We start from the raw sequence: 20,819 nt of genomic DNA on the forward strand, positions 1-20,819 counted from the left end.
GTAAAATAGCATAAAAAAACAGCAGTTTTTAGCAAGGGATAATTCATGGATAAAGACGAAATGAAGCAATTGTGGCAAAAGGTAATGAGAAAGGATGATTTCGAAAATAGCGATGGGGGAGAAACGTATCGTTCTAAAGATTGGCCGGAACATCCTACGGCTCCAACATTGCCAATGTTGAGTTTTTCTAAGCATGAAACATTTGACATGACGCCAGCGACGGCCAGTGAATTTACTATTGGAGCAGATCCCAAAAAAGATCTAAACATGAGTGTTATAGATACGGTTGCTGCTGATACTAGTATGGGTGTTTCCAAACAACGTGTGGATAATCACTATGAAATACTAAGTGAAATTGCTCGCGGTGGAATGGGTGTTGTTTACAAAGGCTGCCAGAACAGCTTACGGCGCGAAATTGCCATCAAGAAAATAATCAATGACAATCAGGCAAATCGTAATAAATTTCTCTGCGAATCGGTGGTGACTGCACACCTTGAGCATCCGAATGTTGTCCCTGTACATGAATTGGCCGAAAACGAAGACGGTGAAACGTTTTTAGCAATGAAGTTAGTTGCTGGACGTGAGTGGAAAGAGCTTTTGTATCCCAAAGAGAATGAAGTTGATACAAAAAAATACAGTGTCGAAGATCATCTAAAAATACTTCTCAATGTCTGTAATGCAATTGCGTACGCTCACAGCAAAGAGGTGGTACATTGTGATTTAAAACCATCGAATGTGATGGTGGGGGAGTTTGGCGAAGTGTTGGTGATGGATTGGGGGATTGCCGTTGAGATTGGCAACGAGCATCGTGGTTTGACAATCCATAAAACTATGGTAGACAGTCCTATGGGAACCCCATATTACATGCCTAGTGAACTTGCCTACGGAAATGGTCCTGACATTGGTCCATGGACAGACATCTATTTACTGGGTGGTATTCTCTATGAAGTTTTGATGCGCACACCTCCGCACAAAGGGAATACGATGACCGCTATTTTTGCGGCGATCGTAGGGCGGCAACCTAAATTTAGTGATGACATTCCGCGTGAATTGCAAGAAATTTGCCTAAAAGCTTTGGCTAAGGAGCCAAAAGAACGCTACCAAAAAGTGGAAGATTTTCGCAGAGCGTTGGAGGAATACTTACAACATCGTGAGAGTTTATTCATTTCGCAAAAGGCCCAAAATATACTGCAAAACTGTCTGCAAACAAAACAAAAAAGAGACGATCATTTGCTATACAGCAAATTTGCTGAAGCGGTTGCAGGTTTCGACCAGTCATTGCAGCTGTGGGCAGGTAATACGGATGCCTTACATGGAAAAGAAAAGGCACGGATCGCATTTGCCGAAGTAGCGCTAAAAAATGAAGACTTTGGTTTGGCGGAAGCGCAACTAATAGATGTATCGTCAAGTGACAATGTTGCTTCGCTTAAGGAAAAAATTCACAAAGAACGCGATAAAAAGCAGCGCATACAAAAGACAACAGCGCGTTTACGCCGTACAGTTTACGCCGCAACAATATTTATCATTGTGGGGCTTGCAACGGGTATTTTTTTAGTGGGGAATGCGTATCGCGAAGCAAATACACAACGCAATTTTGCTGTCGAACAACAGCAAATAGCTGAAAAAGCAAAAAAGGAAGCGGAAGACAAAAACAAACAGTTGGCAAAAGAGAAGAAAATCGTTCAACAACAAAAAGACGAGATCTCGCAAAAAGTAGCTTTGCTTGCAAAACAAAAAAATGAAATCATGGCACAAAACCAAAAATTAACAAAACAACAGCAGGAAATTCGCGCGCAAAATGCTAAATTGCATACCCAAAAAGGCAAAATTGAACGTCAGAAAAACGCACTAGCAGAACAAAATACATTTTTAAAAGAACAAAAAGAGCGTATCGAAAAACAAAATACTCTGATTCGTGAGCGAGAGCGCAGTGCTGTACAAGCTTCCCAGGTCGCCATACGTATGGTACATAAAGTATTTTTCGAAATAGACGATGCCCAAGAAAGTCCTGGATTGATTCAGTCGTTGAAACAAGTTTTTATCGACTTGAAAAAATTAGATATGTTGGAGACAGTACTGTCCGACGAAGAAGACGGCTGGTGGCTGTACGGAATTGTCAATCAGAACGTACAAGTCTATAACGATCTTATCCGTCGCGAGCCAAATAACTTTTCGGCATACTTTAATCGTGGAAATTTGTATATCGAAGACGGTCTTTACGAAAAAGCCATTGCTGATTTTTCTCAAGCGATTTCGTTAAACCCGCAAGCAGAGGACGCGTACTTTAATCGCGGAATTATTTATCTAAAGCAACAAAACTACGCAAAAGCACAGCAAGATTTTTCCACAGGGGTTAGACTTAAACCACGTAACGATAAATTTTTGTATTATAGGGCTTATTCTCTATTACTTCTAGAGGAATACGTAAAGGCAGAGCAAGATCTTTTAAAAGTGATTAAAATAAACCCCAATTTTGGTCTTGCACTTGAAAAATTAGGCATGCTGTACTTTGATAAGGGAGAATATAAAAAGAGTGTTGTGTATTTAAATAGAACATTAAAAAATAAGCCTAGCCAAAAAGCGTGTTATTATTTGGCGAGAATTTATTCGGTGAAAGGAAATAAAGCTAAGGCTCTACAGTATTTGGCTCAGGCAATTAAATATAAGTTTAATAATTGGGAAGATTTGAAAAATAATCCCGATTTTGCCAATGTCCGCAATGAAAAACAATTTCAAAGGTGGTTAAAAAAATAAATTTTTTTATTACCGCTTTTGCTTCACGGTTAAGTATACAAATATGTAATTCGATCTTAATCATGCAAATAGCTAGGAGAGCATATATGCTCTCCTAATTTTTTTTCAGAGCGTGTCGACATTTAAATTTTCAAATCAGTTGAGTTGCATTTTTGGATAGGTGTTACAGTAGAAGGAAATAACGCATGTTGTATATATTTGGTCCTTTACAGGTTGCCGCGGGGATCTTCTTCACGTATTTACTAAAAAATACAGGGAGGCGCTATGCGGTGGGGTTTGCTGGAGTTGCGGTATTTTTATTTCTCAATATTGCGTATGTTAGTAATGTAAGCATTACAAATATTGGAGAAATTATATTTAAAGTGATGATTATCGTTGCTCTGTCGATACCGTGGTGGCTTTTCTTTTCTAGCTTTATTGGTGAGATGATTTTTGCGCCGATTGCATTTATGATTTCCCCACCCAGCGATGAAGCACAGCAAGACTATTCAAAAGCCCGCACCCACGAGATGGATGGCAATTATCAACAAGCAATTACAGAGTATGAGAGCTATTTTTCGAGCAAAAGAGATTATGTTCCTTTAGAAAGAATTGGACGCTGTTATTTCAAAATGGACGACACAAAGCAATGTTTGCAATATTTAGAAAATGCCAAAAAAGAACTTCTTGATAAAGATGCGAAATACGAAAAACAAGAAAAGCGCCACCAGTATGCGCGTCTTTTGTACTTACAGCACCTGGTGTATAAAAAAATAAAGTCACCCCACGCGAAGAAAATTAAAGATTATCTTTGCCGTGAATATGCCGATACTCCTTTTGCCAATACAGATGATCCGCAAATTAAGAACTATCTCGAAATTTGGACGAATACAACTGTTGGTTAGACTGTTTTACACAAGCGAATTTAAGTTTACAAGTAAGCTTCAAAGATATAGTTAATATATTTTTTGCATCATGACTTTTTTTGCTGTAGAATACAGCAAAACTTACCAAAGAGAAGACTTTCTTTTATATGGATATTTATGATGCGATTACAAGTCTTATTGATAATCTTTGTATCTATTGCACTTGGAGCATGTCGCAATTCTACAGACACCGATAGTTCTAAAAAAGCTGTTTGCTTTGTTAGTATTTTACCACAATCGTATTTTGTGAAAAGAATTGGTGGGGAGTTTGTCGATGTAAAGGTGCTTGTAGGTCCTGGACAATCTCCTGCTACATATGAACCTACACAAAAACAGTTGGCTGTTTTGAGTAAGGCACTTTGTTTGTTTACAATAGGCGTTCCTTTCGAGAAGTCATTTGTTTCGCGTATATCGCGTATGTATAAGATAAAACTTGTCGAAACACATGCTGGAATTAAACTACGTGACTTGGAAGAACATAGTCACCATCACCATGATCATCACCATAATCACGGTAAGGACCCACATGTGTGGTTAGATCCTATTTTAGTAAAAAAGCAAACCCAGGTTATAACGGACACTCTTTCGCAACTCCTTCCCGCTCACAAGGAGTATTTTGCAAAAAATTTGCAAGTTTTTCATGATGAATTATCTTTATTAGATGAGAAAATACGTACACTTTTGCAAAATATTTCTCAAAAAAATATGTGGGTTTATCATCCTTCGTATGGTTATTTTTGTGATCGTTATCATTTAAAACAAATTGCGGTAGAAACCGAAGGTAAGAGCCCTGGTGCGAAGCATTTAGCAAAATTGATATCTAAAGCTAAAACCCAAAAGATACGCGCTATTTTTGTTCAAAAACAGTTTATGGGAAAGTCTCCGAATGCCATTATCTCTGCTCTAGAGAAACACTATAAATCACAGCAACAACCCCTTTCATGCAAAACAATAACCCTTGATCCTTTGGCGTACGATTATACAGAGAATTTGTTGTCGATGGCCAAGAACATCGCTGAATATTTGAAATGATTATGACTCATCGTAATAAAAACACCGAAGCCTTAATTAAAGTAAATAATTTATCGTTTGCTTATGATAAACGCAATGTATTAGAAAATGTAAATTTTGAGGTAAATGAGGGCGATTGTTTAGCCATTGTGGGACCAAATGGAGGAGGGAAAAGTACATTGTTAAATATTTTATGCGGAGAACTGTCTACCACGAATAGCAGCGTCGCGATTTGTAACAATGTACCTAGCCAAGTACGTAAACTCCTCGGCTACATACCACAAAAAAATTATTACGACGAACAGTTTCCCATAAAGGTCTTACAAGTTGTATTAATGGGAAGATTGGGAGGCAAAGGTTTTTGGTATTCTAAATACGATAAGAAAATTGCCCTCGAAAACTTGCGTAAAATGCAGATGGAAAATTTTGCGCAGCATTCTTTTCCCTCTCTCTCTGGAGGACAAAAGCAGCGTGTGTTGATTGCGCGTGCTCTGGCGACGGAAACTAAAATTCTCGTTTTTGATGAACCCACTTCTAGTTTGGATGTACATTCACAGAATTTGTTTTATGACCTTTTATGCGATTTGAACAAGGATTACACTATATTGGTGGTAACGCACAACATTCATGAAGTCCCTAAATTTGCCAAATCGGTACTATTTGTGAATAAAAATACAGATTTTCTTTCATTTACAAAAGGCAAAGAACAAGATTTTTACCATTGGTATCAAGAGAAAATAAATGTTTGAGTTTATTACAGCCTTACAAGAATTTGCCTTTCTGCGTTATGCTCTTATTGCGGGAATACTTGCCAGTATTTCTTGTGGAATAGTCGGAGCTTTTGTCGTGACAAAACGGATTTCCTACCTAGCAGGTGCGATTTCGCATTTTGTACTAGGAGGAATTGGTATCGCACGTTATTTAAATATTGTTCATGGTTGGACATTTCTCGACCCAATGTATGGAGCCGTTATTTTCGCCCTTCTTGCAGCGATTTTTATTGGTTATGTACGTTTTTGGCACAAGCAACGCGAAGATACTATTATTGGCGTTATGTGGGCTGTCGGAATGGCGGTAGGGGTAATGTTTATTTCTCAAACGCCTGGATATAACGAAGATCTAATGACATATTTGTTTGGCAATATTTTGTTGGTGACGGCGGAAGATCTACGCATTATTGCTGTACTTGATGTCATCATCGTTGTGTTGTGTATATTTTTTTATCGAAGCCTTGTCGCGATTTGTTTTGATGAACATTTTGCGAAATTACGCGGTATAAAAGTACGTCGTTTATACATTTTGTTACTTTGTCTCACTGCGATGACAGTGGTGCTTTTAGTCACTGTTGTAGGAATTGTAATGGTTATTGCCTTACTTACGATTCCCGCAGGTATTGCGTCGCAATTCGCTAAATCTCTTGGGCAAATGATGTTGCTGGCGACACTATTGAGTATTGTATTTGTGACAAGTGGTTTGGGTGTGAGTTATCAATATGACGTCCCCTCTGGTGCGACAATTATTATTATTTCTGGTATTATCTATGTAATTTCGGCAGTTTTTTCCAGTAGTAGATTTCGATTTAAAAATTAGAGTATGCGTTTTTAACGCTTTTGACATGTCAATTTTATATTGCTGGTTTCTCGCTTACGCGGGAATGACATAGATTTGTAAGTCTTTACTAAGAGATCGTTACTCTTAACTTGGGATGGTGTGAACGTACTTCTTAATGGTGTCATCCCTGCAAAAGCAGGGAACCAGCGTTTATAATTCAACTTTATATTGCTAGTTTCCCGCTTACGCGGGAATGACATAGATTTTTTATTTCACGCCAATATTTGCACTCCGTGTTGCTTGCGTAGCCATTCCAAATTCGCATGAGAGAGCGATATGCGCAAATGAACGCTTTGCTCTTTGAATTCGCGTTCGATAATTCGTGCGCATTCGGCAACCCATGACAATAACTTACCATTTTTGGCAGGCACAACAGCCTGTACTTCGATCATATTCGCTTCAAATATTCCTAGTACTTTTGCCGAAAATAAATCCATGTTTTGCTTGTGTTTTGCGGAAATACACACATGGTTGGGATACGCGCGCTTTAAATTTTCCAAGTCTACGGGGTCTTCGACTAGGTCGATTTTATTAAACACGTAAAGAGCATTTTTTTCATTTAGTTTCATTTTACGCAAAACACGTTCTACAACCATGATGTGTCTTTCTGCGTCGGGATGTGAAGCATCTACGACATGGAGTAGTACATCTGACTGTGCTGCTTCTTCTAATGTTGCTCGGAAAGAAGCGACGAGGTGGTGAGGTAATTTATCGATAAAACCAACAGTGTCCGACAATAATACCTTGCGTGCCTGAGCCAAATTCCACAAACGCGTTCTCGTATCGAGAGTTGCAAATAATTTATTTTCTACCAAAACATCTGCTTCGGTGAGAACGTTCATCAGAGATGACTTTCCCGCATTTGTGTATCCCACTAAACCGATCGTGAAGAACTTTTGATTACGCGACTTTACTTCGCGATTTTTGCGCTCTTGGATTTTTCTGATGGCGCTTTTGCAATCGGCAATTTTTTTCTTAATGATTTGCCTATCTGTTTCAAGTTGTTTTTCACCAGGTCCACGGAATCCAACCCCGCCTTGTGATCCTTCAAGGTGTGTCCACATGCGTTTCAAGCGCGGCATAACATATTCCATTTGTGCCAAGTCCACTTGCAGAGTTGCTTCCTTGGTTTTTGCATGTTGTGCAAATATATCCAGAATAAGTTCCGTACGATCAATTACACGTATATCAGTCATTTCTTCTATATTGCGCGATTGCCCAGGAGAAAGGTCATGGTCACTAATGATTAAGGTAGCGTCTGTTTCTTCTGCCAGTGTTTTCAATTCTTGTAGCTTACCTTTGCCCATGTAGGTACCAGGATGAAATTTATGACGACGTTGTATCAATTTACCGACAACCTCAACACCTACAGTATCTGCAAGATTTCCCAATTCGGTGAGGGGTGGCTCGTAAGATTGTAGTTCTCGTGGTCGTTGTACGCCAATTAGTATGGCTCTTTCTTCTGGGGTCGAATGAGTTTTTTGTTCAAAAGATTGCATATATTTTTTTCCACTATGATCATGTTGAAGTTGAATGTAGTTTGTTTATAATAATAACAAAATATACAAACCAATAAAACCCAAATGAGGTTCGATTTTTTCAAAAAAAAATAAATAGCAGGTGACGTGAATGTTCAGAAAAGAAAGCTCTTTTGCCCCTATCGTTGATAATAATAGTTGTATTTTAATACTCGGTTCGTTTCCTAGTGTTTTATCGGTAAAGCACGACTTTTACTATGCCAATAAACGCAACCAATTTTGGCCAATTATGAATGAAATATTTTTTGGAGATGCCAAAACAAATTTGCAAAGAAAAAATTTAGTGTTACACAATAAAATAGCATTGTGGGATTCTGTTCGTGTATGTGAACGTAAGAATTCATCTGATAGCGAGTTGAAGGTAATGGAAGGAAATGATATTAAAGGACTTTTAGAAAAATATTCTCAAATACATACAATATTTTTTAATGGCAAGAAATCACAGCAAGTATACAACAAATATCACAAAGATATTGATATTTATACGAAAGCTTTACCATCTACTTCTCCTGCACATGCTGCAATGAAGTACGAAGAAAAATTACAGATTTATCAAAAAAATATAGAAGAGCGTTTGCTGTAGCAAAGTACTGTATTTCTAAACGAAAATACTGTGGTTAGGTAGGTTTTTTTTTGGATCGGGTTTGTGAGTCTGACTCCCTCTGTGTTTTATATATGAGTCTGACTCTTGTCTCGTTGTTTTGTTATACAGCGTAGTTAATTTTGTCCAAACGTGAATACAAAAATTCAATACAAAGAACTGCAAAATAACGGCAAGATAAAATAGATATAGCAACAATATCAAAAGTGATTTGGTTTGGAGAAGCATAGAAACAATAAGCTAAAGCTAGTAAACATACAATTAATTTAATTAGGCATGATTTCATAGATTTCATTTTTGATCTCCTGTTTAGTAAGTAAGTTATTATTTTTATTATGTTACTAATGTAGCAAAATTGTTTCGCTCGATCACCCAAAACAAAAACCCCTTATTTTATAAGGGGTTTTTCATTTTTGATTTCAGAAAGCTTTATGATATAAGGGTTTTTTACGTGATGATCCTCTGTGATGTTTATTTTTATTAGCTTTTGTCGTTTGCGTTTTTTGCAGAATGGCTAAGGTTTAATAAAAATTGATAACCTTTACGCCCCATGAGGGTTTTTTTCTTAAATTGTAAAGGTGTTTGATTGGAAAAGCCTTGTACCACTAATTTTTCAATAAATGCCACTGTTGGTTCCAAGGAGGTGGCAAAATAAAAGCAGTCGATTTTCCATGTATATTTGTATTGCGGTTTTTTGCGTCCTTGTTTTTGATAATCCAGAACAAGCGAATCAATAACTAAGGGATTTTGCTGAACCAAGGAAAATATTTTGTTGAGTTTATAAGCTGTATTTATTTGGCGATTGGCAATTTGCTTTTTCATTTTCTGTATGAGTTCTTTTGTTGTAGCAATTTGTTTCGCATTTACTAAGACTTTTTGGATTTTGTTTGTTTTGTCTGTAATTTCTTGTAGTTTTTTTTGTGCATCTTTTGCGGTACTGACACTAATTTTCGTCGCGCTTTTCTTTACGGTTTTTTGTGGTTTTTTCTTCGGTTTTTTTTGTTGTTTCTCTACAGGAAGGATTCGCGATTCTGTGGAAACAGACGTTGGGAGATTTCGTTTTTTATTGAATATGTTTTTGTTCTGTTGTAGCGAAACTTTGTATGTTGGTAGCTTATTTTCTTCTATGCTTTTTTTGGTTTCTTTTGTCGACTTTACATTTGTGATCAACTTTTTGGCTTTAGATAGCTCATTTTTGATATATACCACATCGATGGTGTAAAAGTGAAGATCAACTTTTATATTTGACTGTACGCTTTTTAATTCTAACTTTTGAATAGCAACGTATTGCTTTTCTATGGAGGCAATTAATTCGCAAATTAAATTAATATCGTCCACGATAAATTCATAGCTTAAACTTTGTGCATAAACCTCTTTCGAGAGTTTTTGTTCCTTAAACGTATATTTAATCTTTTTTTGTTGCAAGTATTTGTCAACAGAGTCTTTTGTGTTAAATTTCTTTGCCTTTTCACAAAAAGAAGCTAGCGCTCCATGCAAAATGAAAAGTTGTTGTTCATCGTTGCGAAGTTTTTGCAATTCTCCCTGGGATTTTACCAGCTTTTTTTGTTGCTCTGTAATTTTTTTTAACCATTCTTGCTTTTCTTTTGCAGATAGTGGTTTATCTTTTTCTTTTAAACTGAGTACAGCTTTCTCTAATTCGATAAGCTTTTTTTGCAATTTTTGTAGTAAATCATTTTGGGTTTGGAGTTGTTGCTGTAGTTTTTTATTCTCTTTTTCTAAATTTTCAATTCTTTTATTGTCTTGTTCCTGTGCTCCCATCGTGATGATACACAGTATAAAAACGCCGAGGATATAGTATTTAGGCATAATAATTCACTTTCGTTGAAACTCTTGGTCGTAACACTGTAACGCGCTAGAAATCCAAATAAAATTTTGCTAACATAGTTCGCAATACAATCTATTTTACTATAGTCAGAGCGGTATATTCTACAAGAAAGGGAGCGAGAGGCAAAATTGTTTATGAGTTCTCGCGTTTGTAATATGAAAAAGACGCTACGTATTCCATGGTGGGAAAAAATATTATTGGCCATCATTCCGCCTATTGTCGCGGGATTAATGAAATTACTTTGTTTGACGTATCGCATTGTACACATTGAAGGAGATCGCCGTAAAATTTTAGAAAAGCATGGCGGAAGAGCTGTTTTTTGTACCTGGCACCAGCGCATGTTTTACCATTTTCATTTTTTTGGTAGTCTTCATGTCACCATGATGATTTCTGCGAGTAAAGATGGGGAATGGGCATCCAAGATTGCACATTGGTTGGGTTTTAAATGCGTTCGCGGCTCTACGCGTAAAAAAAATGTCGACAAAGGCGGCAAAAACGCCATGGAACAACTTATCGAAATGGTCAAGCAAGGCGAATCCGCAGGAATGTTAGTCGATGGCCCTACAGGTCCAGAACGCAAAGTAAAAATAGGTTCGATACTCATTGCCCAACAAACCGGTGCACCGTTGCTATCCGAGATGTGGGGATGCAAAAGTGCTTGGGTAGTAAAATCATGGGATCGCTATCTAATCCCTAAACCTTTTACCAAAGTTTACGTAATACATGGAGAACCAATCTACGTACCAAAAGACGCTAGTCGCGAAGAGCTAGAAGAGATTCGTTTGCATTTGGAAAAGATCATGAATGAAGATGTGAAAAAATGCGACGAACATTTTGGTAAGGACTGGTAGTAGAGTGAAGACATTCGCATAAAAGAAATCTACCTTTAGCAAAGTGCATTGTAGGGGCGGACACAAGGTCCGCCCCTACAATGCACTTTGTGAAAGATAGTTTACTGTAGTGATTTCGCCTTATTTAAAAAAGGGCGGTTTGCGGTCTTTCATTTTTTCTTTGATTTTGTCTCTAATGTTGTGAATTCCGCTTTTAAATTCGTTTTTTATCGCCTGTGTTGTTTTCTCGATGATCTTTTTTACCACTTGCTGTGTCACATCGCGCATAGTTGTTTCGGAGTTTTTTCCTAGGTTGTGTAATTCAAAACTATCTAGTGGAATTGTTTTTGCAGATTTGTCGTTTAGCTTGATATTGAGTTTGCAGTTTTGTGCTTGGAGATGATCTATTTGTACCTTCTTTTTCTTTTTTTCTTTGGGTTTGTTGACACTTTCTTTCAATTTAGTGATATTGTTGTCTTGTGGAGTTCCCTCTACAGCAACTTCGAGAGCATTGATCACTATTTTTTTTATATGTACTTTTTCAGTGCGTATGGTTTCAGGATCTATATCTAGGTCGAGAGTTTCTATTCTGAAAGTGTAACTAAACTCTTGTCCATCGGGGTTTTCTACTACTAGGTTTTCTATTTTTCCTTTACCGGTTAAGATGGGCATCGTCACTTTATCTACGGTTACCGGCACTCCTAATGTCATCGATCCTTTGTCTTGTATTCCGTGTTTAATGAGTACGCCAATGTTACCGCCACTCATAAAAAAATAACCAGCCACTCCGGCTATAATCACAATAATTACTGCGATAAAAACGCCTATTTTTTTCATTATACTCTCTCCTTGTGGATATATTTGGGTAAAAAATGACATTTTTATTGTAGCAATTTGCTGGTTTGATGACGAAAAAAATATTAGCGCATCACCAATTAAAATTTGTTCAATTGATGATACACCTAAAACCAATGATGTCTTTCTGTTTTTCTCAAGGCGGAATGGTTTATGCGCTTTGTTTTTAGATCATATTCAATATCTTTTTCATAAAACGCAAAATTATTTTTTCCCGAACATTTGGCTTTGTACATTGCGATATCGGCTTTTTTGAGAAGAGTTTGCGCTTCATAACCATCCATCGGGCCTACAGAGATTCCTACACTTGCCCCGGCCTGTAAGTCTTTTACAATAACTTCCGAAACAGAAGTAATGATTTTATAAGCGACTAACTCGCAATTTTTCGCTTCTTTGATGTCTTCTAGTATAATGACAAACTCGTCACCTCCAATGCGTGCTACCGTGTCGTTTTCACGCACGGAACTGGCCATCTTTTTCGCCACATCTTGTAAAAATTGATCTCCTACATCATGACCAAGGGAATCGTTGATGGTTTTGAAATTGTCCAGATCTACGAATAATACCGCAACCATACTTTGGCGACGTTTTGCTGTGGTAATCGCGTGTTCAAGTCTTTCGCAGAGCAACAAACGGTTTGGCAAACTCGTTAGGTGATCATAGTAGGCCATTTTTCGTAATTTTTTTTCTTCGCTTTTTACTGTGGTTATATCTGAGAAAATGGCGACATAATGTATTTTGTCGTCATCTGTAATGGAGCTGATATTTGCCCACTGTAGGTAAATTTCTCCGTCTTTACGTCGATTCCAAAATTCACCTTGCCAACTACCTTTTTCTCTAAGTGTTTGCCAGAATTTTGTATAGAATTCTTTGCTTTGTCTTCCCGACTGTAAAATTCGCGGATTTTCACCCAAAATTTCTTGGGGATGATACCCTGTTACTTTTGTAAAAGCTTTGTTGATAGCAACAATATTACCACTGGAGTCTGTCACCATAATTGCGCATGAAGTTGCTTCAAAAATTTTACGGGCCAATTGTGCGTGGTTTGTGTTAGCTAACAATTTATTTCTCTCTAAATTAGATGAATGTTTTGTTTGGTACGTATTACTGCGACGCTTTCTTCAAAGTCACGGTGAGAAAGTTGGGTATTTTGTGCCGAAAAGTTTTTCCATAATTTGATTTGGTTACCCACTAAATTCCATTCTACCATATCTGCACCTTTAAGTATTTCGTTGATACCCATATTTTTTTTATTGTGCTCTTCGATAGATTTTTTTACTTTTTTTAATTCTTTGGTATATTCAAAACCATTGCCTTGGTCTCGAATTTCAACGAGAAGCTTGTTATTTACAATAGTGACACGAATAAATACACAGAGTTGTGGATGATTTTGATTTCCATGCTTTACAGCGTTGGAGGCTGCCGAACGTATAGAGTTCATAAAAGTGTTGGAAACAATACCCATCTTAATAAGTAAATTAATTTTTTCATATAAAACTGTGAATGCCTGAGTAATTTTATCCGCGACTGTGGGAACAATAAATTCGACGTCGATTGCTTTAAGTACTTGCATCCAGTTTGTATCTACAAGATTTGGATTCCGATAATCTAAGACAAATTGGCATGGAGAAAGTTCTTTCTCTATATACCAAATTTTTTGTGAAGCAATGGTAATGACATCATTGTTTTGTAATGCTTTTTTATCAACACGTTGATCGTTGACGAAAGTTCCATAAGAAGAGTTTTCGTCTTCTAGTATTAGTTGATCGCCTTCCATATAAATGCGAGCGTGAGATCTTGAGCATCGAGCGTCATCTATGATTAAATCGTTAGTGTTTTGTTCTCCACGACCAATTGAAATAGCTTCTATAATTTCTCGCGATTGGAAAACATTGTTATCCAATTGTATTTTCAAATATGGCATGACAGTCCCTATCTAATATAATTCATTTTCTACAAGTAAACGCATCAGCGCAACACGGATACTTGCTTTGGTGACGATATTTTGTTTTAGCATGTCATTGAGCACATGTATATAGGTATATTGTTTTTCTTTGTGTAAGAATACCATTTTTTTTACGGCTTCGTGGTTTGGTCCTAAATTAACACAACGAATAAAACCATTCATTACTTTTTCTAAAAAGTCTAAATCAAAAGAAATTTTTTGTGTCAAAACGTGTTTGACTATATTTTGTTGTTTTTGCTGACGAAACGCAGAGCAAATAGCTATTAGAAAGCGAAAAATTTCCATATCACGCTGTGAAGTAGTATATTCGCGTAAGACAACAGACAAAGCAATTTTTTCTTCTCGAGAGAGTTTTTCTTTTATACGTAAAGCGTACAATACATTGCGATATCGGTGCAAGGTAATAATCGTATCTTTGAAAAAATCAAAATTTTCTAGTTGTGATACTATTTCTCGATTTGGACTGCCGGCGGAAGCTTTGTCTACAAGATCCACGTTTTTTATATCATCTTTGGTTTCCGCGAGTGCCTCATTATTTTTTTTGGCAATTTGCTGAACTTTGGCTAAAAGTTCATCTGTTGGGTAACGCGGAAACATTTGGATAACTTTCGATATGGAGTTTGTCAATTTTTCATGTGAAGGACGACGTTTTTTATCACGATGTAACATACTATCTACAATTTTTGCGACATTGGAGGGAATGCTTTTGTTTACCTTTTTTACAGATGTCGGAGAGCTATATTTGTCTAAAATATCGATGTAGTCACTTAAGGAAGGGGAATTGCCTAGAAAATCGCGAAACGGCGGAAATCCCGTTAGCATTTCGTACAATGTCGCTCCTAAACTATAGATGTCTCCTATATAATCAATGTCGCTGTTAAAAGTCCTCTCTGGTGCTAAATAGTAAGGGGTACCGAGTATGGTCGGACCCATGGTAATTTGTGTGTGGCTGTCTATGTGCTCTACGATTTTCGCTAATCCTAGGTCGGCAATTTTCACGCTACAGTTTTGGTCGATGAGAATATTCGACGGTTTTATATCGCGATGTATGATGTTTTTGTTCTTCAGAAAGGTAAGGCCTTTGAGCGTTTCAAGTGCAATAAAGAGAACATCTATTTCACTAAATTTAAAACCGTCTTCCATTAAAACGCGCAGCGAAGGGCCGTTGACATATTCCATTAAATAGTAAAAACATTGTTTCTGGCGCCATTTTCCTAAACCACAATCATCACCTCCTCTAATGATATTATGGTGATTAATGGTTGCGGTTATTTTCATTTCACGTTTAAAACGATCTACCATTTGTTTACTAGTTTGATTGAGAATAAGTAATTTCATGGCGTAGATTTTATCTCGGCTACATTTCAATACAAAGGTATCTCGTCCAATAAACAACTCTTCTAAAATTTCGTATTTATCTACTTTTCCTATCATAATTTACACTAACTTTGTTGAGTCATAAGGACAAAAAACATAATCAGAAGGAAACACACGTTCACATTGTAAACACTTTAGTTCTGTAGATTTTCGCTGAATGATGACTAAGCTAGTTACATTCGAAGCTAATAAGCGCTGAGTTGCTGTATCGATAGAAGGTTCTTTCATTTTCGCCAATAAATCACTGACATCTTTTTGCTTGATCATTATTTTGGGAATATTTTTTGTAGGAATACAGTCGGGTTGTAATAGAAGCGCTGACTCTCTGTCAAAGTTACAAGTAGTAGCAGGAGCTATTTCTTCGTCAAACAAATACCCCAGTAGACTTACTCTACAATCGCTGGATAACTCCTTAGCTTTGTTTTCTTCACTATCGATGAGTATAGGGGGTAGATAACTTCCGCAATTGAGCCAAGATAATTTTTCGTGATCAAACTTAAGTAGTATACCTTTGCAAACTAGTGGTACGTTACTTTCACAACTATAACTTTGGTATTTTTTTAGTATTTTATCAAGTCCCCTAGCGATAACGGTTAGGTCGTCCGTTACACTGGTAAGAGCGGAAAAAGCTCCGCGCAATTCTTGAACCACAAGTGCAAAACCAATATTGGTAGATATTAAATCTCCCATGAATACAAATACACCGTCATTATTTTGAGACACACAATACAGTACATTTTCTTTGTCACTGAATTTATGTGAAATTTTAATTTCAAATTTGCTAAGAGGAATGTCATTTGCTGCATTTTGTAAAGTGTAGAAATTTTTTACGCGGTCTTTTGTTTGTGTAATTGATTTTGTCAGTGCGCTACGGTATTTCTTATTTCCACTTAAAAAATATAGAATTTGTCGGCCTACGCGAATAATATCTTTGGAATTTAGTTTGCGCGATTCACGTAAAACAGCACCATTGACAAGAATATTTTCATTGTCTAAGGGGTTGATAACGATACTATCTTCTCCTTTGATGATTTTAAAGTTCTGCTCAACGATGCCTGGGTCATTGGAGAAACAAATGTGTGCTTTAGGAGAACTGCCACAAATAACGACACCGCTTTCGATGGGAAATCTTGCCCCATCTATCACGGAGATTAATTCTATCTTTGTCAAAGATGAGGGTGTTTGTTGTGGTTTTTTTTCAACCATTTTATCGTATGCTTGACGAAGTTTTGTTTTATCTGTTTTTAAATCGACTTCCGTTTCTTCACCTGCTCCAGATATTTTTATACCTTTGACTTTCTCAGCAGGTTCTTGTTCTGTATTTTCAGTAGTTTCCGTGGTTTTTTTATCGTTATCTGCAATAGAAAAATCATCGTTGGTTTCTGCAAAGTTTTGTGGCTCTTCTTCTTTTCGTTCTAGCATACTTTTTTGCATGAAATTACGTAGATCCTGAATCTCTTCATCTCCAATTTGTTGAATACCATTGGTGGCAGCTGTACTTTTATCTTCCATGATGGTGGGATGAAGATTATCAGGTTTACCTTCTTCCAATTGTGGCCTAATGTATCCTTCGTTACTTGGAACCAACGTGGGAGCACTGGTATTTAATCTAAAAGTAATCACAAAATTTTGTTGCTGAGAAAAAGTTATACGATCTCCATGCTTTAGCATTTTTTTGTCTACTTGTTTGCCATTTACAAAAGTATTCTTATTGCTACTGCGATCAACGAGGATGTATTTTTCAAGTAGTGGAACATCTTCTTGCACAATTATTGTTGCTTGAAGAGCTGAAAATATCCTATTGTTAGGAAGCTTAAGTTGGCAACGACTACCATCGCGTCCAATATTAAAACTATCCTCGTCTATCAAATACTTTTTTTTCTGAGCATCTTCTAAATAAACAAGCATAAATCACCTCACTGTGAAAAACATTCGCGAAAATGTTGTGGGATTTCGATACTCTTTAAACCGTCTTTATCGTAAGAGCAGCATACAATTGTTGAATGTCCAATCGCCATTATTTGTTCATTGTGTTTGAGGTATGCCACATATTTTAGAGACTTTTTACCTATGTGCTCTATATCTATGTATATATCAATAATTTGTTCGAATCTTATCGGTTGTTTGTACTCAAATGAACATTTTACTCTTGGCCAACTAATTGTATTGCCTTCATGGTCCATTACTACGGATAAACCCAATGAACGGAAAAAATCATGTTCTGCGATTTCCATGTAACGAAAATAATTGCTGAAATGAACAATACCCGCCATATCCGTGTCTGAAAATTCCACTCTCTTCGTTGTATGAAAACGGTGGTTCATTTTTGCTCCTTTAAACGCATTTCCACTATTGCTGTTATTTGTGTATTGTCTAGACTCTTTAGTTTTTCTAACGTTTTCTTTTGTGTATTCTTATTTTGGGCAATGCTTGCGTGAATAAAAAACTCTTCCCTATCTGCTAACTCATGTAAAATTTCGGGAGGACAATTTTCATTGCGTGCAATATTGAAAAGCGCTGATAAAAAAACTCTTTGTGTCTTTGAGGGCGATTTCCATAACGTCCATATTTTATTGTCAAACAGAGGACTGCGAGCTACTTCCCAATATATTTGCGGATTTATTTTTTGCGCAATTTCATAAATATTTTCAAAGGTTGTTGCAGGATGACGAACTACTAATCGGCGTACAAAAATGTCTTCGTCATCAACCAATGAACTCAGTATTTTCGGTGTACAAGACGAATTTGCTGCCACACAGCGTCGCACATACATGTCTTCGTGTTTTGCCAGCAATGCCAAAATATTTTCGGACGTGTTGGACCGTTTAGCGAGTATTTGACATAGGGACGTATCATCGTACGCGAGTTCTTCTTCTGTGTAAGATGCTTTCAATTCTTTTAGTTGAACTAGTTTAGAAATATCTTTTAGTGGATCTTGTACTCTGTAAGTATTGTAAGATTTGTATACTCGGAATTCTTTGTATACGAAGAAATAGACATACACGGATGTGAGTACCACAAGGATACCAAACAAAATGTATGTACGCATAGGTATTTTTTTCATCAATTCTCTCGTAAATCTAAACAAACAACTTCTTGAAGATTGCGCACAAAAATATGACCATTGGCTACAGTCGGTATTGTACGACATAAACTATCCGGAAATGGAAAGTGTACACCCTTTTCGATATATTTTTCAGGAGAGAGCTCTATAAGAGCCATGTTACCCTTTTCACCCAGAATGATCGCTTGACCACTGGACAAACCTGTAATCATTCCCTTTTGGAATCCACGTTTTTTCCATTTTATTTCTCCCGTATTGATATCAAAGCATACCAAAAAACGTACGTGAAAACCATAGAGGTGTTCTTTCCACAAAATGCAGCTACTAAAGTGATTGCGAATTTTTTTGTTTTTCCAAACTTCCTCTACACTTGAGTTATTATTTATTTGTATTACAACGCTACCTTTTCCGTAGTCGGCAGACAAGAATACCTTATCTTTATGGAAAATAGGAGCTGCGGCATTTGCTCCGCCTGTTGTTACCCATGGATAGCGCCATAAAATTTGTCCGTCTTTCGGGGCAACTCCTAGGCAAGCACTTCCTGTGTAGAAAATGGTATAGGGAGGATTGCTGTTTGTCATAATTGGTGTGGCATATGAACCTACTTCTTCACCACTATTCCAAATTGTTTCTCCAGTTAATTTCGACACAGCGACAGCACCACGCTCCGGAACATGAAAGAGTAGTTTGTCTTTGTATATCAAGGGTGAAGAACAGGTCCCCCATGACTTTACAACGCCACCAAACTTTGCGATGATGTTGTAATGCCAAATTTCATCACCGTTTTGTGCGTCAAGGCACCACAGCTCACCTTTGGAGCTTATTGCATACACTTTTCCATCTGAAACTGCAGGAGTGGATTGTGGACCACTCTCTGATCTTCCGGCGCGATACATATAATCAATTTTGTGACGCCATATTTCTTTGCCGTTTTTTGCATCTAGGGCTATACAATACTGAAAATGATTATCTCCATAAAGAGTATAAACTTTATCTTTATATACCGATAAACATGCATAGCCAACACCGAGAGGAATGCGCCATTTTTCTTTGAGACCTAGTGGTGACCAGGCAATGGCCTCGCCTTTCACTTTAGCGATACCATTGCCATTTGCCCCACGCCAACAAGGCCAATCTTCGGTGTATGTGATGGAAGTAATAAATATTAAAAGAATGAAATAACGCATTATTTTTTTATATCCAAACAAACCATTTCTGTTTCATTACGTACATAAAGGTGTCCATTTGCTAGTGTGGGAACTGTCCAACATTTTGTACCGCGAAATAAAGGCATATATCCTTTTTGTGTATAACTTTCTGGTGAAAGTTCTGCGATGGCTAGGCCACCTTTTTCGCCCAAAATAATCATGTGACCGTCTACTCCCAAAAGGGAACCTTTTTCAAAACCACCTTGTATCCACTTTTGTTGACTAGTGTAAAAATCCATACACTTTAGACGCTTTTGGTGGAAACCGTAGATATTGTCTTTGTGTAAAATGGAAGAAGAGAAGTGGTTTTTCATACGGTTGGTTGTCCACATTTCACGAGCAGAAATTTGTTTTTTATTGGCAGATAGCTTAATAAGCGCTGCTCCTGAACGATAACCTGAAGAGATAAATACGTGATTGTCGTGGAAAATAGGTGTTGCTGCATTGACATTGTAGTCTGTGACCCACTTGTATTTCCAAAGAATTTTTCCCTTATCAGGGGTAAACCCTACGACATGGTTTCCGGTAAACATAATTACGTGAAAAATGCCACCAACCGTGGCTGTAATCGGTGTCGAATATCCTGCGGGAAAATTTCCAGATACCCATCTAGTACGGCCATTTTTCTTATCTAGAGCGACGATGGAGCCTTTTTTTCCACCTACGTTGTAAAAAAGAAGGTTTTTCCAAATAAAAGGTGAACCAGACATTCCCCAACTAATATTTTCACCCGCAAATTTTCGAAGAACGTTCACTCCCCAATACTTACGACCATTTTTTGTCGATAGACATTGCAGGTCGCCATTAGAGCTGATAACGTATACTCGATCGCCATCCACTGTGGGAGTCGAACGCGGTCCATCGCCGAACATATTTTTAAAGACATACCCAAGGCGTTTTTTCCAGATTACCTTACCGGTCTTTGCATTTAAAGCTACGGCATTTTCGTAGTTACTGTCTCCGTATATAGTAAATACACGATCTTTTGCTACGGAGATACCTGAATATCCAGAGCCTAATGAAATTTTCCACACGGTTTTAAGGCCACTTTTTGGCCAAGAGGTACGTATATTTGTTTCTGATGAAATTCCAGAACTATCTTCTCCTCGCCATTTAGGCCAGTCATCGCTGAAACCTAAATTTAGCGAACATAAAATAATAATAGTAGTGATGAATGCTTTCATTTTTTGTCCTTCCGAGTTGTCTATTTGTATTCAAGTTGTTCTTATTATTGCACTTAATTATATCAATTT

General features: G+C 37.2%; 18 protein-coding genes. 7 read left to right on the plus strand and 11 right to left on the minus strand.

Going from position 1 to position 20,819, the window contains the following annotated elements; genetic code table 11:
• Positions 1-45: 45 nt before the first annotated feature.
• The 5 genes from UABAM_RS15685 (at position 46) to UABAM_RS15705 (ending at position 6,260) form a co-directional block, all read left to right on the plus strand.
• Complete coding sequence (locus tag UABAM_RS15685) at positions 46-2,754, plus strand: protein kinase domain-containing protein (protein WP_151968953.1); 2,709 nt, start codon at positions 46-48, stop codon at positions 2,752-2,754.
• Positions 2,755-2,939: 185 nt separating this feature from the next.
• Positions 2,940-3,638 carry a tetratricopeptide repeat protein gene (locus UABAM_RS15690; RefSeq protein ID WP_151968954.1) on the plus strand — a complete coding sequence of 233 codons (699 nt, stop codon included), beginning with the start codon at positions 2,940-2,942 and terminating at the stop codon, positions 3,636-3,638.
• Positions 3,639-3,776: 138 nt separating this feature from the next.
• Positions 3,777-4,691 carry a metal ABC transporter solute-binding protein, Zn/Mn family gene (locus UABAM_RS15695; RefSeq protein ID WP_151968955.1) on the plus strand — a complete coding sequence of 305 codons (915 nt, stop codon included), beginning with the start codon at positions 3,777-3,779 and terminating at the stop codon, positions 4,689-4,691.
• A 2-nt stretch (positions 4,692-4,693) separates the two neighbouring features.
• Positions 4,694-5,419 (plus strand): metal ABC transporter ATP-binding protein, encoded by a 726-nt coding sequence (locus UABAM_RS15700; RefSeq protein WP_173013346.1) that lies wholly within the window; start codon positions 4,694-4,696, stop codon positions 5,417-5,419.
• Complete coding sequence (locus UABAM_RS15705; RefSeq protein WP_151968957.1) at positions 5,412-6,260, plus strand: metal ABC transporter permease; 849 nt, start codon at positions 5,412-5,414, stop codon at positions 6,258-6,260. Before UABAM_RS15700 ends, UABAM_RS15705 begins: the two co-directional genes overlap by 8 nt.
• A 233-nt stretch (positions 6,261-6,493) precedes the next feature.
• On the opposite strand, the gene hflX is transcribed toward UABAM_RS15705, so the two are convergent.
• On the minus strand, positions 6,494-7,780 hold the full coding sequence (gene hflX / locus UABAM_RS15710; RefSeq protein ID WP_151968958.1) for a GTPase HflX: 1,287 nt from the start codon (positions 7,778-7,780) through the stop codon (positions 6,494-6,496).
• A gap of 130 nt (positions 7,781-7,910) precedes the next feature.
• On the opposite strand from hflX, the gene UABAM_RS15715 reads away from it, so the two are divergent.
• Positions 7,911-8,402, plus strand: coding sequence for a DNA-deoxyinosine glycosylase (locus UABAM_RS15715; RefSeq protein WP_151968959.1), 492 nt, complete (start codon positions 7,911-7,913; stop codon positions 8,400-8,402).
• A 498-nt stretch (positions 8,403-8,900) separates the two neighbouring features.
• On the opposite strand, the gene UABAM_RS15720 is transcribed toward UABAM_RS15715, so the two are convergent.
• Positions 8,901-10,247 (minus strand): hypothetical protein, encoded by a 1,347-nt coding sequence (locus tag UABAM_RS15720; RefSeq protein WP_151968960.1) that lies wholly within the window; start codon positions 10,245-10,247, stop codon positions 8,901-8,903.
• 153 nt (positions 10,248-10,400) lie between these two features.
• On the opposite strand from UABAM_RS15720, the gene UABAM_RS15725 reads away from it, so the two are divergent.
• On the plus strand, positions 10,401-11,117 hold the full coding sequence (locus UABAM_RS15725; RefSeq protein ID WP_151968961.1) for a lysophospholipid acyltransferase family protein: 717 nt from the start codon (positions 10,401-10,403) through the stop codon (positions 11,115-11,117).
• Between the two features lie 120 nt (positions 11,118-11,237).
• On the opposite strand, the gene UABAM_RS15730 is transcribed toward UABAM_RS15725, so the two are convergent.
• The 9 genes from UABAM_RS15730 to UABAM_RS15770 all read right to left on the minus strand — a co-directional run bounded on the left by UABAM_RS15730 (position 11,238) and on the right by UABAM_RS15770 (position 20,750).
• A complete protein-coding gene (locus tag UABAM_RS15730) occupies positions 11,238-11,933 on the minus strand; it encodes a hypothetical protein (RefSeq protein ID WP_151968962.1) in 696 nt (231 codons plus the stop codon).
• Positions 11,934-12,058: 125 nt separating this feature from the next.
• Complete coding sequence (locus tag UABAM_RS15735) at positions 12,059-13,012, minus strand: GGDEF domain-containing protein (RefSeq protein WP_151968963.1); 954 nt, start codon at positions 13,010-13,012, stop codon at positions 12,059-12,061.
• A gap of 11 nt (positions 13,013-13,023) precedes the next feature.
• Positions 13,024-13,875, minus strand: a complete 852-nt coding sequence (locus UABAM_RS15740) for an FHA domain-containing protein (RefSeq protein ID WP_151968964.1) — start codon at positions 13,873-13,875, stop codon at positions 13,024-13,026.
• Between the two features lie 12 nt (positions 13,876-13,887).
• Positions 13,888-15,351, minus strand: coding sequence for a serine/threonine protein kinase (locus tag UABAM_RS15745; protein WP_151968965.1), 1,464 nt, complete (start codon positions 15,349-15,351; stop codon positions 13,888-13,890).
• A 3-nt stretch (positions 15,352-15,354) separates the two neighbouring features.
• Complete coding sequence (locus tag UABAM_RS15750; protein WP_151968966.1) at positions 15,355-17,202, minus strand: FHA domain-containing protein; 1,848 nt, start codon at positions 17,200-17,202, stop codon at positions 15,355-15,357.
• A gap of 8 nt (positions 17,203-17,210) precedes the next feature.
• The gene (locus UABAM_RS15755) at positions 17,211-17,618 is read right to left on the minus strand and encodes an acyl-CoA thioesterase (protein ID WP_151968967.1); all 408 of its coding nucleotides are present in this window, start codon (positions 17,616-17,618) and stop codon (positions 17,211-17,213) included.
• Positions 17,615-18,358 carry a hypothetical protein gene (locus tag UABAM_RS15760; protein ID WP_151968968.1) on the minus strand — a complete coding sequence of 248 codons (744 nt, stop codon included), beginning with the start codon at positions 18,356-18,358 and terminating at the stop codon, positions 17,615-17,617. Before UABAM_RS15760 ends, UABAM_RS15755 begins: the two co-directional genes overlap by 4 nt.
• Entirely contained in the window at positions 18,358-19,545 is a 1,188-nt protein-coding gene (locus tag UABAM_RS15765) for a PQQ-binding-like beta-propeller repeat protein (RefSeq protein ID WP_151968969.1), read from the minus strand. Before UABAM_RS15765 ends, UABAM_RS15760 begins: the two co-directional genes overlap by 1 nt.
• Entirely contained in the window at positions 19,545-20,750 is a 1,206-nt protein-coding gene (locus UABAM_RS15770; RefSeq protein ID WP_151968970.1) for a PQQ-binding-like beta-propeller repeat protein, read from the minus strand. Before UABAM_RS15770 ends, UABAM_RS15765 begins: the two co-directional genes overlap by 1 nt.
• Positions 20,751-20,819 lie beyond the last annotated feature (69 nt).

Origin of the sequence: Candidatus Uabimicrobium amorphum, assembly GCF_009002475.1 — a bacterium.
In the GTDB taxonomy this organism is placed as follows: domain Bacteria; phylum Planctomycetota; class Uabimicrobiia; order Uabimicrobiales; family Uabimicrobiaceae; genus Uabimicrobium; species Uabimicrobium amorphum.